Genomic DNA, 14452 nt, shown 5'->3' with positions numbered 1-14452 from the left:
TCGTACGGCATGAGCGATCCAGGCCACGACTACCCCGGCCACCCCGACCACCCCGGCCACTTCGACCAGCAGGGCCCCGCCGTCACCGACCAGTGGTTCGACGACGAAGCGGGCCCGGTGGTGCGTCCGTACGCGATGACCCGCGGCCGGACCAGCCACGCCGGACAGCACCGCCTCGACCTGATCGCGCTGGTGGTCGCCGAAGCCGCGGCGGACGACCCGGTCTGGGACACGACCCTGTCCCCGGAACACGCCGACATCCTCGGGCTCTGCCTGCTCCGCCCGCAGTCCGTCGCGGAGCTCGCGGCCGAGCTCGACCTCGCGGTCGGTGTCGTACGCGTCCTGATCGGCGATCTCGTCGACGACGAACTGGTGCACGTGACCCGGCCGGTCCCCCCGGCCGAACTGCCCGACGAATCCATTCTGCGTGAGGTGATCGATGGCCTTCGGGCGCTCTAGCCGCACCGGCGCCATGCATGCCGTGACGCCGGTCGAGCCGCTGACCCTGAAAATCCTGGTCGCGGGCGGTTTCGGGGTGGGCAAGACCACCCTGGTCAGTGCGGTGAGCGAGATCAGACCGCTCCGGACGGAGGAACGCCTCTCCGAGCCGGGCCGCGCCATCGACGACATCCACGGAGTGGAGGGCAAGAGCACCACCACGGTGGCCATGGACTTCGGGCGCATCACCCTGCGCGAGGACCTGGTGCTGTACCTGTTCGGCACCCCCGGACAGGACCGCTTCTGGTTCCTGTGGGACGAGCTGGCCCAGGGCTCGCTCGGCGCCGTCGTCCTCGCGGACACCCGTCGGCTCTCCGACTGCTTCGCCGCCATCGACTACTTCGAACGGCGCGAGATCCCCTTCGTGGTCGCCGTGAACTGCTTCGAGGGAGCCGAGCGGTACCCGGTGGTCGCCGTACGGGCGGCCCTGGACCTCACTCCCGAGGTGCCGGTGCTGCTGTGCGACGCCCGGGACCGGGAGTCGGTGAAGGACGTCCTGGTGGGGGTCGTGGAACACGCGATGACCCTGGCCAGGGCCCGCCGCCAGAGCCTGACGACGCCGTAGGGAACCCCGCGCGGACGGGCCGCGACATGGAGGCGGCCCGTACCCCCGCCGACTGGGGTACGGGCCGCAGCTCTCATGGGGGGATCCGGGGGTCCCGGTCGCGGCGCGGGACCGTGGAGAGAGTGTGAACCCGCCACTGGGGGCCGTCAAGCATCCGGACAGCAGCCGCTGTTCAGCCGCAGCTCAGGGGCCCGCACGTCCCCGCGCCTCCGCTAAGCGCACCGCCACGATCGCCGACCCGTGCCCGAACAGGCCCTGGTTCGCGGTGATTCCGGCCCGCGCCCCGGCCACCTGCCGCTCCCCGGCCGTGCCCCGCAGCTGCCAGGTCAGCTCGCACACCTGGGCGATGGCCTGCGCCGGCACCGCCTCCCCGAACGAGGCCAGTCCACCACTGGTGTTGACCGGGATCCGCCCGCCGAGCGCGGTCGCGCCCTCCCGTACGAGCTTGGCCCCCTCGCCCTCCCCGCACAGGCCGATGTCCTCGTACCACTCCAACTCCAGTGCGGTGGACAGGTCGTAGACCTCGGCGAGCGAGAGGTCGTCCGGCCCGAGCCCCGCCTCCTCGTACGCGGCCTGCGCGATCGAGGACCGGAAGGAGCCGGGGGCCGCCGCGACGGCCGTCACCGAGTCGGTGGCGATGTCCGGCAGGTCCAGGACGGTACGGGGATAGGTGGGCGTCACCGTGGACACGGCCCGGATCCGCACCGGGTCCGGGACCCCGCGCGAGCGCGCGAATTCCATGCTGCTCAGGACCAGCGCCGCGCCCCCGTCGGAGGTGGCACAGATGTCGAGCAGCCGCAGCGGATCGGCGACGATCGCCGAGGCGGCCACCTCTTCGGCCGTGACGGCCTTGCGGTAGCGGGCGTTCGGGTTCAGCAGCCCGGCCGCCGCGTTCTTCACCTTGACCTGCGCGAAGTCCTCACCGGTGTCCCCGTAGAGGGCCATCCGGCGCCGGGCGTACAGCGCGAAGTACGCCGGGTTCGTGGCCCCCAGGACCCGGAAGCGCAGCCAGTCCGGGTCGTCCGGCCGGTCCCCGCCCGCGGGCGCGAAGAACCCCTTCGGGGCGGCGTCCGCCCCGACCACCAGCACCACGTCGGCGAGCCCGGCCAGGATCTGCGCCCGGGCCGCGCCGATGGCCTGGGCGCCGGACGCGCAGGCCGCGTACACGCTGGTCACACGTGCGCCCTGCCACCCCAGCGCCTGGGCGAAGGTCGCCCCGGCCACGTACCCCGGATACCCGGACCGCACGGTGTCGGCCCCCACGATGGACTGCACGTCGGTCCAGTCCAGCCCGGCGTCGGCGAGCGCGGCCCGCGCGGCGGCCCGCCCGTACTCGACGAAGCTGCGGCCCCATTTGCCCCAGGGGTGCATGCCGGCCCCGAGGACGGCGACGTCGGCGCTCACTGTTCCACCCCCGCGGGCCGGAAGTGCCACGTGGTCCAGACAGTTCCGTCGGCATCCTCGTTCAGCACGCCGCCGACCACCTCGACCTCCATCCCGACCGCCAGATCGCCGACGCCCACCCCGGGCACGGTCTGCCCGAGCACGACCATCCCCTCGGCCTCCAGCTCCACCGCGACCAGGGTGTACGGGGTCCAGGGCGCGTCCGGGTCGGACACGTACGGCGCGGGCGGCCGGTACCGCCCGTCGGTGTAGGACCAGACCCGGCCGCGCGGGGAGAGCGGGGTCTCGGCGAGCTCGCCGCCGCCCGGGCAGTGCGGATTGCGGCAGTACGCATCCTCGCGCGGGAAGAACACGGCGGCGCAGGCGGAGCACCGGGTGCCGAGCAGGCGGAACCCGCCCTCCGCACCGACCCCGGTGAACCACCCGCTGACCACGGGTGTGCGTGTACGTTCCAAGACCCCTCCCGAACCCGATATCTGACGAACCGTCAGAAGTCTGTCAGGGAACGAGCGGGAACGCACCCCCGGGAGCGCACTCGTCGCACGGGTTCTCGGCGAGCCACTTCCGTGCGATCTCGCCGAGCTCCGCGTCCCGCCCGGCCAGCATCATCCGGATCATCTGCGCGTCCCCGCGCAGCGACCAGCCCGGATTGCCGAAGGTGGCCGGGTTGTTCCGCTCGATCAGGAAGTGCGCCGGCCAGGCCGTCCCGTAGCCGATCAGGGGGAGCGCGGCGAGGTACCGCTTCCTGCCGCGGGCCAGCCCGTAGACGGTGATCGCGAGGCCGGAGAGGGTCCCGGTGAGGTGGATCCAGCGGGTGGCGGCGCGGGAGTGCATGGCGACGTAGTAGGGCCAGAACTCCTCGTACGAACTGAATGTCATGCGGGCACGGTACTCAGCGGTGCACCGAGGCGACAGAGACCGGGAAATCGAAGTACGTGTCCGGGAACGCCTCCGGCCGGTAGGTGAAATGCCACCACTCCTGGGGCAGGTTCACGAACCCCTCCCGGCCGAGCACCCTTCGGAGCAGATCCCGGTTCTCCCGGGCCGCACCCGTCACCCGAGGACTGTCGGTATGCGCGAGCGGATCGAAGAAGTCGAACGGTGTCCCCATGTCGAGCGGCCCCCGCCCGAGCTCCGTCAAGGTGACATCAACCGTGCTGCCCCGGCTGTGGCCGGACCTCTCGGCGATGTACCCCTCCGGAATCAGCCGCCCCTTCTCCACCTCCGGATAGAACTCCGCCTTGGTCCGCTGGTCCGCCCCGTCCCGCGCCCACCGCACGAACCGGTCGACGGCCCGCTGCGGCCGGTAGCAGTCGTACACCAGCAGCGAATACCCACGGCGCAACACCTCCCGCTGCGCCCGCCGCAACGCCTCGGCGGCGTCCCGGGCAAGCAGACACACAGGCTCCTCATACCCCTCCACGACCGCCCCGGTGAAATTCCGCTCCGTGGCATACCGCATGTCCTGCCCCAAACTCCCATCCACCTCAGCAACAACAACAAACCCACCACCAACCGACCTCCCCCCAACCTCCACCCCACGACGCCCCACCGCCCCACCGACGCCCTCACCTCCGTCCCGCCCCGCCGCCCCATCGGCGGCCACCGCTCCGACACCGCCCGCCGCACCTGGCGCAGCCTCCGCCCCGGCGCTCCCCACCGCCGCGGCCTCGGTCCGGGCGCGGCCCACCGCCGTGGCCTCCGCCCAGGCACGGCCCACCTCTACGTGCGCGACCTCGGCTCCGGCGCTGTCCGCCGACCCCGTGGCCTCAGCCCAGGTGTGGCTTTCCGATCCAGGCGCGGCCTCGACTCCGGCCCGGCCTGTCGATCCAGGCAGGAGCCCCCTCCCGGCGCTGCCGGCCTCTCCGGGGGAGGCCTCCGCTCGGTCCCGACCGGCCGGCCTCGGCGCGGCCTCCGCTTCGGCCCGGCCCGCCGCAGCCGATGCGGCCTCCGCCCCGGCACGGCCTGCCGATCCAGCCAGGGCCTCCGTCCCGGCGCTGCCCGCCTCTCCCTGCGCGGCCTCCGCTCGGTCCCGACCGGCCGGCCTCGCCGCGGCCTCGGCTCCGGCCCGGCCTGTCGATCCAGGCAGGGGCTCCCTCCCGGCGCTGTCGGCCTCTCCGGGGGAGGCCTCCGCTCGGTCCCGACCGGCCGGCCTCGCCGCGGCCTCCGCTCCGGCCCGGCCCGCAGCTCCCGGCGCGGCCTGCCACCCGGCACGGCCCGCCGACCCGGCCACAGCCACCGCCCCGGCATCGCCCGCCGCCCCCGGTGCGGCCACTGCCGCCACCACCGCCAGCGTGCCCACCCATCCCGCAACGACCGCCATCCGCATGTCCCTTGGCATACCATCGCCGCATGCCGGCGCACCTGAAGGACTCGCACTGCTCCACCTGTGGAGCCCTGTTCGATTCGGCCGACTGGCCCCGCACCTGCCCGTCGTGCGGAGCGGTCGCCTACCGCAACCCCCTCCCGGTCGCCGTCGCGCTGCTCCCCGTCGAGGACGAGCTCGGCACCGGTCTGGTGGTCATCACCCGCACCATCGAGCCCGCCCTCGGCGGCATCGCCCTGCCCGGCGGTTTCATGGACTTCGGCGAGGACTGGCGCGAGTCGGTCGTCCGCGAACTCCGCGAGGAGACCGGTATCCACGCCCCGGCCTCGGAGGTTGCCCTCGCCGACACCCTCAGCTCCCCGGGCGGCCACCTGCTCGTCTTCGGCCTGCTGCCCGTCCGCCCGGCCGCCTCCCTCCCGGTGTCGGCCCCGACGGACGAGACCACCGGCTGGCACGTCCTGCGCGCCCCGGAACAACTGGCGTTCCCGCTCCACACGGAAGCCGCCAGAGCATGGTTCGAGGGCCGATACACGCCTACGACCTGAGGAGCGGCCCCCCGACCCCGGACCCAGGCCGAGCCCTGGCCCCGGCCCCCGGCCTGGGCTCAAGCCCCCAGCAGGCCACCGGCCTTGGCCCCGCCCCCGGCCTTGGCTCAAGCCCCCGGCCTTGGCTCAAGCCCCCGGCCTTGGCTCAAGCTCCTTGCCCCGACCCCCGGCAGGCCCCCGACCCAGGCCCCGGCCCCCGGCAGGCCCCGGCCTCGACTCAAGCCCCCAGCAGGCAGGCCCCCGGCCTCGGCTCAGGCCCCCAGACCTGGCTCCGGCCTCCGGCAGGCCCTCCGGCGCCCGGCCTCGGCTCAAGCCCCCAGACCTGGCTCCGGCCTCCGGCAGGCCCTCCGGCGCCCGGCCTCGGCTCAAGCCCCCGACCCAGGCCCCAGCCCCCCGGTAGGCCCCGGCCTCGACTCAAGCCTCCGGCAGGCAGGCCCCCGGCCTTGGCTCAAGTCCCCGGCCCTGGTCCTGGCCTAAGCCTCTGGCCCTGGCCCAGGCCCCAGCTCAGGCCCAGGCCCAGGCCCAGGCCAGGCCCAGGCCAGGCCCAGGCCCCGGCCCCAGGCCTCCCCCCCCCGAGCCCCCCTCAAAGCCCCCGCACCACCACCCCCTCCACCCGCCCCCCACCCTCGTCCTCCACCACCACCGCGTCCCCCTCCCACCGCACCGCGTACCGCTCCACCACACCCGGCTCGAAGCCCGGCCCCGGGTCCCGGACCACCACCCCGCCGCCCGTGCGGCCCCGCGCCGGGGCCCACGCCTCCAGCGCCACCGCCCCGTCGGCCCCCCGCACCGGCAGCAGCGCGCCCGCCCGCGCCAGCACCGGGATCCGGTCCGCCGGGGCGTCCAGCAGGATCTGCCCCGGCCCCTCGTACGCCCGCCCCGTGGCGGTGTCGTACCACCGCCCCCGAGGCAACCGCACGGCCCGCCGGTCCGACCCGCACTCCAGCACCGGAGCCACCAGCAGGGCGTCACCCAGCAGGAACGCGTCCTCGCAGTCGCGCAAGGCCCGGTCCTCCGGCGCCCCCCACCACAACGGCCGCACGTACGGCGCCCCGGTCCGCCGCGCCAGATGGGCCAGCGTCATGAAGTACGGCCGAAGCCGCTCCCGTTCCGCGAGGACCTCCCGCGCGGCCCGGGTGGTCTCCTCCCCGAACTCCCAAGGCTCCCGCCGCCCGGCCCAGATCGCCGAGTGGGTCCGGAACAGCGGCAGGTAGGAGCCCAGTTGCAGCCACCGCAGGTACAACTCCGGTGAGGGCGAACCCCAGAAGCCACCCACATCCGGCCCCGAGTACGGCACCCCGCACAGCCCGAGGCCCAGGACCAGCGCCAGCGAGGCCCGCAGCCCGTCCCAGCTGCTCTCCACATCGCCCGACCACGTGCCCCCGTACCGCTGCATCCCCGCCCACCCCGACCGGGAGAAGAGGAACGGCCGTTCGGCCGGCCGCAGCCGCACGAGCCCCTCCCAGCCCGCGCGCGCCATCCCCAGCGCATACACGTTGTGTGCCTCGCGGTGGTCCCCGCCGGCCCCGTCCAGGGCGTGCCGCGCCGAGCGGGGGAGCGTCCGCTCCCCGAACGGGGCGAAGGAGACGGGCTCGTTCATGTCGTGCCAGACCCCGGCGAAGCCCTGCGCGAGCCGTTCCCCGTACAGCCCGCCCCACCACCGCCGCACCGCCGGATCGGTGAAGTCCGGGTACGCACACTCACCCGGCCACACCTCGCCCCGGACCTCCCGCCCCGCCGCGTCCCGTACGAAGGCCCCGTGCGCGCCCACCGCGAGCCCCGCGGCGTGCACCGGGTCCCCGGCCTTCACCGCCGGGTCCACGATGGAGACCAGCCGGACACCGCCCTCCGCCAACTCCCGTGCGAGCCCCGGCAGATCGGGGAACCGCTCGCGGTCCACGGTGAAGACCCGGTGGCCGTCGTAGTGGTCGATGTCCAGATGGACCGCCGACAGCGGCAGCCCGTGCCCGGCGTACCCCGCCACGATCCGGCGGACCTCCGCCGCACTCCCGAACCCCCACCGCGCGTGCTGGTACCCGAGCGCCCACTCCGGCGGCACGGCGGCCCCGCCCGTCAGCCCGGACCAGCCCTGGAGCACCCGCCCGGGCGGCCCCACCAGCACCCAGCACCGCAAGGGGCCGCCCTCCATGCGCAGTTCGCAGGAGCCGGGCCGGTCCGCCCCCGAGCCCGCGCCCTCCTCGCCCTCCCGCAACACCACCCGCCCGTCCCAGGAGTTGTCGTGGAACACCAGGTGCGTGCCCGCGTCGGCGACCACCAGCTGCACCGGCATCGTGATGTACAGGGGGTCCTCACCGGAGCCGGACCCGAACCCGCCCTCCGGATCGGTGTTCCACAGCCGGTAACTCCCGTCCCGGAGCCGCGGCCCCACCGCCCGCCCACCCAGCCCGAACACCCGCGCGTCCGCGGCGACCTCACTCCGCACCATCCACCGCGCCCCACCGGCCGGGTCCGCCGCGTTCGTAGCACCTGCTCTGCGCGCACCGCCGGCCGCATCCGCCGACCACGCCGCGTCCGTGCCACCCGCTGTGCCCGCGCCCCCCGCAGACACCCCCGACCCAGCCGGAGCACCCGGACCCCCCGCGACCCCGGCGGAGCCGACCGGCTCCCACCACCTCGGCGGCAGGTCCCGCCGCAGCACCGTCCCGCCAGGGGTGCGCACCTCCACCGTCCCGTGCCGGGACACCGCCACCGTCACGCGTTCGGACACCACCCGCCAGCCGCCGTCGGTGTCCGGCTCCAGCACGGCGCGCGGATCGGGCCCCGGCCCGCTGCCGACCACCGCGTACGAGGGCGTCGGCGCGGCACCGTCCCAGCCCCAGAACACCGCCCCGCCCACGGTGACCCGGACCAGCAGCTCCGAACGGGTGAACCGGAGCACCCCACCGCCCGGCCTGGCCTCCGTACCGGTCAGCAGACCCGGCACCCGCGCCCGCTCCGCACCCCGGGGCGGAAGGCCCGCCGCGTCCACGCGCCGGTTGCGCCAGGCGGAGCGCCAGGCGCGCCGCCCCCGCTCGCCGCCGAGGTCCTTCACCGCACGCACCAGCCCACGACCGTCCATGGCGCCCACCCTGCCACCGCGACCAGGCCCAGAAGGCGCCGTTCAACTGCCGTTCACCCGCAAAAGGATCACAGTCGACCGCCGATGACGGCTCTGGTGCGGATGTCGATCACATGGCATCGTCCCTGTGAGCCCCCGTGCGCACACCCCGCGCGCGGTGGCACCGTACGAACACCACACGCGACACCACACGCCACAGCCCACGCCAGACCACGACACGCCCACGAAGCGCGAACCGCAGACGTGACCGGGAGCCGACGCATGACCGCAGCAGCCACCTCCTCCGAGCCCCTCTGGTCCCCGGGCCCCGACCGGATCGCCGCGGCCCGGATCACCGCCTTCCAGGCCTGGGCCGCCGAGCACCACGGCGCCCCCGCGGACGGCGGCTACCCGGCCCTGCACAGCTGGTCGGTGGACGCCCTCGACACCTTCTGGCAGGCCGTCGCCGAGTGGTTCGACGTACGCTTCACCACCCCGTACGAGAGCGTCCTCGCGGACCGGTCCATGCCGGGCGCCGTCTGGTTCCGGGGCGCCACCCTCAACTACGCCGAGCACGCCCTGCGCGCAGCCGAGGACCCGGCCCGCGCCGCCGACGCGGCCCTGCTCCACGTGGACGAGACCCACGAGCCCACCCCCGTCACCTGGGCCGAGCTCCGCCGCCAGGTCGGCGCGCTCTCCGCCGAACTGCGCGCCCTGGGCGTGCGCCCCGGCGACCGGGTCAGCGGCTACCTCCCCAACATCCCCGAGGCCGTCACCGCACTCCTCGCCACCGCCGCCGTCGGCGCCGTCTGGACCTCCTGCGCCCCCGATTTCGGCGCCCGCAGCGTCCTGGACCGCTTCCAGCAAGTGGAGCCGGTGGTCCTCTTCACCGTCGACGGCTACCGCTACGGCGGCAAGGAGCACGACCGCCGGGACACCGTCGCCGAGCTGCGCGCCGAGCTCCCCTCGCTGCGCGCCGTCGTGCACATCCCGCTCCTCGGTACGCCGGCCCCCGAAGGCGCCCTCGAATGGGCGGCCCTCACCTCGGGCGAGGCCGAGCCGGTCTTCGAGCCGGTCCCCTTCGACCACCCGCTCTGGGTGCTGTACTCCTCCGGCACCACCGGCCTGCCCAAGGCCATCGTCCAGTCGCAGGGCGGCATCCTCCTCGAACACCTCAAGCAGCTGGGCCTGCACTGCGACCTGGGCCCCGAGGACCGCTTCTTCTGGTACACCTCCACCGGCTGGATGATGTGGAACTTCCTCGTCTCCGGCCTGCTCACCGGAACCACCGTCGTCCTCTACGACGGCAGCCCCGGCTTCCCCGACACCGGAGCCCAGTGGCGCATCGCGGAGCGGACCGGGGCCACCCTCTACGGGACCTCCGCCGCCTACGTGATGGCCTGCCGCAAGGCGGAGGTCCATCCCTCCCGCGACTTCGACCTCTCCGCGGTGAAGTGTGTGGCCACCACCGGCTCCCCGCTGCCCCCCGACGGCTTCCGCTGGCTCCACGACGAGGTGGCCGAGGACCTCTGGATCGCCTCCGTCAGCGGCGGCACCGACGTCTGCAGCTGCTTCGCCGGCGCCGTCCCCACGCTCCCGGTGCACATCGGCGAGCTCCAGGCCGCCTGCCTGGGCACGGACCTCCAGGCCTGGGACCCCTCCGGCAAGCCGGTCACCGGCGAGGTCGGCGAGCTCGTCGTCACCAACCCCATGCCCTCCATGCCGATCCGCTTCTGGAACGACCCCGACGGCAGCCGCTACCGCGACAGCTACTTCGAGATGTTCCCCGGCGTCTGGCGCCACGGGGACTGGATCACGATCACCGACCACGGCTCCGTCGTCATCCACGGCCGTTCCGACTCCACGCTGAACCGCCAGGGCGTCCGGATGGGCTCCGCGGACATCTACGAGGCCGTCGAGCGACTCCCGGAGATCAAGGAATCGCTGGTCATCGGCCTGGAAGAGCCGAACGGCGGCTACTGGATGCCGCTCTTCGTCCATCTCGTGCCCGGCGCCGCCCTCGACGACGCCCTCCGCTCCCGGATCAAGGCCACGATCCGCGAGGAACTCTCCCCGCGCCACGTCCCGGACGAGATCATCGAGGTGCCCGGCATCCCCCACACCCTCACCGGCAAGCGCATCGAGGTCCCGGTCAAGCGCCTCCTCCAGGGCGCCCCCCTGGCCAAGGCGGTCAACCCCGGCTCGGTCGACAACCTCGACCTCCTGCACTTCTACGAGGAGCTCGCCCGCACCCGCGGCTGACCCGGGCGGCCACTGTCAGTGGCGATGATTACTCTGAGTGAGCAAGCGATCGCGCCACTCAGGGGGAACCATGCCACGCTCGCACGACACCACCGGGACCGGCACCACCACGGGCCGTCCGGTCCGCACCGGCAGGCGCCGCACCCTGCGCCGCGAAGTCCCCAGCACCGTCGGCCTCCTGGCCGACGCCGGAGACTTCGCGGCGATGCGGCGGTACCGCAGCTTCGCCTTCGACGACCACCGCGACTACCTGGACCACGTGGACCGGCTCCTGCGCTCCCTCGCGGCCCGGGGCATCCACACCACGATCGCCCTCTTCGACGCCGACGAGTACGCCGACTACTGCGCGGACCGCGGACTGGACCCGGACACCCCCGGATCCCGCACCCGCTTCACCGCAGACCTGGGCGGGACCACGGGCGGCCTCCCGTATGCCGGCCAGCCCATCGACGACCTGGTCCCGCTGCTCGTGGACGCGGCCGTCCGGCAGGCCACCTGGGAGTACGCGAGCACGCTGCTGGCCGAAGTGGGCCGCTGCGCCGACTGCGGGGAGGACATCGGGACCGCCTCGCTCGAGCGCGCCGCCGAGGCGCTCCGGCGCCTGGTGGACCGGGCCGGTCCCGGCCACCACCACCTGGTGTGCAGCGTCCCGGCGCCGGCCGAGCAGCTCGTGGCGGTCCTGCACGCCGACACCGGCGACGGCCCCGGCGGCCGCCCCCGGGTGGACGGCCGCGACGGCCTGGACTTCGTGACCGTCCTCGCCGCCGGCCTGGCCCTCGGCGGACCCGGGGGACTGGTCCTGCGCACCACCACCGAGGGGGACCGGGACCGCGTCCACGGCTGGCGCCTGGACCGCGGCCGCCTGGTCCCCCTCTCGGCGGCGGCGGTCTTCAACGCCTACTGCACCGACGCCGACACCGGAGAGCCCGTGGGCCCGGAGCCGGGCGTCGACTACTGCCCCGGCTACGAGGTGGACGAACCGGGCCCGCACCACTGAGGAGGCAACGGCCGAGGGGCCCCCGCCACCGGCGAAGGCCCCTCGATCGTCACGACACACCACCAGAGGCGGTGCTTTCCCTGCTGCCTACTCCCCGGAAAGGACGGCCTGGGCGGCCACCCGGGCCTCCTCGGCGCTGTCGGCGGCACGCGCGGCGGCAGCCGCACGCTCGCACTGCGCGAGGGTGTACTTGGCCAGCGTCGCCCGCACGTACGGAATCGAAGCGGCACCCATCGACAGAGAGGTGACACCCAGACCCGTCAGCACACAGGCGAGCAGCGGGTCGGAGGCGGCCTCGCCACAGACGCCACAGCTCTTACCCTCGGCCTTGGCGGCCTCGGCCGACATGGCGATCAGGTCGAGCAGCGCGGGCTGCCACGGGTCCTGCAGCCGCGATACGGCACCGACCTGACGGTCGGCGGCGAAGGCGTACTGGGCCAGGTCATTGGTGCCCAGCGAGAGGAACTCGACCTCCTGGAGGATCGAGCGCGCCCGCAGGGCGGCGGAGGGGATCTCCACCATGGCACCGAACTTCGCCTTCAGACCGGCCTCGCGGCAGGCGTCCGCGAACGCCTTGGCGTCGGTACGGTCGGCCACCATCGGGGCCATGACCTCGAGGTAGACCGGCAGCCCCTCGGCGGCCTTGGCCAGCGCGGTGAGCTGCGTGCGCAGCACGTCCGGGTGATCGAGCAGCGAGCGCAGACCACGGACACCCAGAGCCGGGTTCGGCTCGTCGGCCGGGGTCAGGAAGTCCAGCGGCTTGTCGGCGCCGGCATCCAGGACGCGTACGACGACACGACCCTCGGGGAAGGCTTCGAGGACCTTGCGGTACGACTCGATCTGCTTCTCCTCGGACGGCGCGTGCTTGCTGTCGTCCAGGAAGAGGAACTCGGTGCGGAACAGGCCCACACCCTCGGCCCCGGCATCCACGGCCGCAGCCACGTCCGCCGGACCACCGATGTTGGCCAGCAGCGGCACCTTGTGACCGTCGGACGTCGCGCCCGGACCGGAGGAAGCGGAGAGAGCGGCCTTGCGCTCGGCGGCCGCGGCCTCCAGCTCGGCCCGCTTCGCCGCGCTCGGCTCCACGAACAGGTCGCCGGTGCTGCCGTCGACGGCGATGACCGTACCTTCGGCGATCTCACCGGCACCCGGCAGCGCCACGATGGCCGGCACGCCCAGCGCCCGCGCGAGGATCGCGCTGTGGCTGGTCGGGCCGCCTTCCTCGGTCACGAAACCGAGGACCAGCGCCGGGTCGAGCAGTGCGGTGTCGGCGGGAGCCAGGTCCCGCGCGATCAGCACGTACGGCTCGTCGCTGTCGGGCACACCCGGCATCGGCACGCCGAGGAGGCGCGCGACGATGCGGTTGCGCACGTCGTCCAGGTCGGCCACGCGGCCGGCCATGTACTCGCCGGCACCGGCCAGCAGGTCACGGTAGGCGGCGAACGCGTCGTACACACCGCGCTCGGCGGTGCTGCCGACGGCGATGCGCCGGTCGACGTCCGCCATGAGCTCGGGGTCCGTGGCGATCATCGCCTGGGCCTCGAGCACGTGCTGGGCCTCGCCACCGGCCAGCTGGCCCCGGGCGATCAGGTCGGCCGATACAGCTTCCACGGCCTGACGGGCGCGCCCCTGCTCGCGCTCCGCCTCGTCCGCGGTGATCTGCTTCGCCGGCGGTTCGAGAACCGCCGTGCCCATGTGCCGAACCTCGCCGATCGCCACACCGTGGCTCACGCCGACGCCTCGCAGCGTTGTCTCCATTTCACCTGTCTCCGATTGAGCGGCGGATCCACCCGCCGCGTTGGATGTCCAGTTCGCCCGAGCAGGCGGATACGTCACTGCCAGCCGAAGAGAACGTCTCCGGCCTTCATCTCTCCGGCCTCGATGACGTCAGTGAGGGAGTCGGCAGTCGCCTCCAGCGCCACGACGGGGCAGATGGGCGACTTGCCGGCCGCCTCGACCGCGGCCGGGTTCCAGCGGATGACCTCCTGGCCGCGGGTCACGGTGTCGCCCTTGTTGACGAGCAGCTCGAAGCCCTCGCCGTTGAGCTGAACGGTGTCGATGCCCAGGTGCGTCAGCACACCGTGGCCTTCGCCGTCGACGACGACGTACGCGTGCGGGTGCAGGGAGACGACTACACCGTCGACGGGCGACACCGCCGCCGAAGGCTCGCGCACGGGATCAATGGCGGTGCCCGGTCCCACCATCGCGCCGGAGAACACCGGATCGGGCACTGCCGCGAGTCCGATGGCGGTCCCGGCAAGTGGGGACGTCACGCTGGTCATGGGGGCCTCCCAGGGGTGGGGCTTCGTCGTGTCGCCGTCACTACCTGTCGCGAACGGCGTACTCTCCAGAAGGATAAGTCACAAGATGTTCGGGTTCGCCCGATGTTGGTCCCGATCCGGACTGGTCCTTCGGCACGGAGACTAGTGGACTAGACCGGTGGACTAGACCATACGCCTGAATCGATTTGCTTGGGCCCCGGCAGACCTGTACTGTCGTGACTCCCGCCAGGAAGCCCCGCGTGAACATTTCGCGAACGGCTGATGGACGGGGCACCTCCTCTCTCTTGTTCCGATCTTGATCTCGACTTCTTTCTGCGTGCCCATTCGCGGCACAACGGAGAGTGGTCAGGGAGAAAGAAAAGGACTGATAGAGTCGGACTCGCCGGAAAGGGAAAACGCGAAAGCGAATGACCTGGAAGGCGGAAAACAAGCGAGACAGACTCTGATAGAGTCTGAAACGCAAGAACAGAACGAAAGCCCGGAGGAAAGCCCGAGAGGGTGAGTACAAAGGAAGC

General features: G+C 73.3%; 12 protein-coding genes. 5 read left to right on the top strand and 7 right to left on the bottom strand.

All coding sequences use genetic code 11. The annotated features are described in order from the left end of the window. The first annotated feature begins 9 nt into the window (after positions 1–9). Together NLX94_RS33915 and NLX94_RS33910 are read left to right on the top strand one after the other, a co-directional pair. Positions 10–459: a DUF742 domain-containing protein gene (locus tag NLX94_RS33915; protein ID WP_254387050.1), complete on the top strand. Its 450-nt coding sequence runs from the start codon at positions 10–12 to the stop codon at positions 457–459. Further along, positions 440–1063, top strand: a complete 624-nt coding sequence (locus tag NLX94_RS33910) for an ATP/GTP-binding protein (protein WP_254387048.1) — start codon at positions 440–442, stop codon at positions 1061–1063. The genes NLX94_RS33915 and NLX94_RS33910 overlap by 20 nt, the downstream gene beginning before the upstream one ends. Before the next feature lie 183 nt (positions 1064–1246). On the opposite strand, the gene NLX94_RS33905 is transcribed toward NLX94_RS33910, so the two are convergent. The 4 genes from NLX94_RS33905 to NLX94_RS33890 all read right to left on the bottom strand — a co-directional run bounded on the left by NLX94_RS33905 (position 1247) and on the right by NLX94_RS33890 (position 4157). Further along, on the bottom strand, positions 1247–2467 hold the full coding sequence (locus NLX94_RS33905) for a lipid-transfer protein (RefSeq protein WP_254387046.1): 1221 nt from the start codon (positions 2465–2467) through the stop codon (positions 1247–1249). Further along, positions 2464–2901: a Zn-ribbon domain-containing OB-fold protein gene (locus NLX94_RS33900; RefSeq protein WP_254387210.1), complete on the bottom strand. Its 438-nt coding sequence runs from the start codon at positions 2899–2901 to the stop codon at positions 2464–2466. Before NLX94_RS33900 ends, NLX94_RS33905 begins: the two co-directional genes overlap by 4 nt. A gap of 64 nt (positions 2902–2965) precedes the next feature. Continuing rightward, positions 2966–3346 (bottom strand): DUF962 domain-containing protein, encoded by a 381-nt coding sequence (locus tag NLX94_RS33895; RefSeq protein WP_254387044.1) that lies wholly within the window; start codon positions 3344–3346, stop codon positions 2966–2968. Between the two features lie 13 nt (positions 3347–3359). Continuing rightward, positions 3360–4157, bottom strand: coding sequence for a M15 family metallopeptidase (locus NLX94_RS33890; protein ID WP_374684057.1), 798 nt, complete (start codon positions 4155–4157; stop codon positions 3360–3362). 662 nt (positions 4158–4819) lie between these two features. Here NLX94_RS33890 and NLX94_RS33885 point away from each other — a divergent pair. After that, positions 4820–5338 (top strand): NUDIX domain-containing protein, encoded by a 519-nt coding sequence (locus NLX94_RS33885; RefSeq protein ID WP_254387042.1) that lies wholly within the window; start codon positions 4820–4822, stop codon positions 5336–5338. A gap of 583 nt (positions 5339–5921) precedes the next feature. On the opposite strand, the gene NLX94_RS33880 is transcribed toward NLX94_RS33885, so the two are convergent. Then, on the bottom strand, positions 5922–8417 hold the full coding sequence (locus NLX94_RS33880) for a glycoside hydrolase family 31 protein (protein WP_254387041.1): 2496 nt from the start codon (positions 8415–8417) through the stop codon (positions 5922–5924). Between the two features lie 261 nt (positions 8418–8678). Between NLX94_RS33880 and NLX94_RS33875 the strand changes: the two genes are divergently transcribed. Next, on the top strand, positions 8679–10658 hold the full coding sequence (locus NLX94_RS33875) for an acetoacetate--CoA ligase (RefSeq protein ID WP_254387039.1): 1980 nt from the start codon (positions 8679–8681) through the stop codon (positions 10656–10658). Positions 10659–10728: 70 nt separating this feature from the next. Further along, positions 10729–11655, top strand: a complete 927-nt coding sequence (locus NLX94_RS33870; RefSeq protein ID WP_254387037.1) for a hypothetical protein — start codon at positions 10729–10731, stop codon at positions 11653–11655. A gap of 87 nt (positions 11656–11742) precedes the next feature. Here the strand turns inward: NLX94_RS33870 and ptsP are convergent, their stop codons facing one another. Next, positions 11743–13413: a phosphoenolpyruvate--protein phosphotransferase gene (gene ptsP / locus NLX94_RS33865; protein ID WP_254387035.1), complete on the bottom strand. Its 1671-nt coding sequence runs from the start codon at positions 13411–13413 to the stop codon at positions 11743–11745. A gap of 74 nt (positions 13414–13487) precedes the next feature. Further along, on the bottom strand, positions 13488–13937 hold the full coding sequence (locus NLX94_RS33860; protein WP_254387033.1) for a PTS glucose transporter subunit IIA: 450 nt from the start codon (positions 13935–13937) through the stop codon (positions 13488–13490). Positions 13938–14452 lie beyond the last annotated feature (515 nt).

It is taken from the genome of Streptomyces sp. TBY4 (genome assembly GCF_024213195.1).
GTDB lineage: Bacteria > Actinomycetota > Actinomycetes > Streptomycetales > Streptomycetaceae > Streptomyces.
The sequence above is the reverse complement of the archived record's forward strand: the minus strand, read 5'-3'. Positions and strand labels throughout refer to the sequence as shown.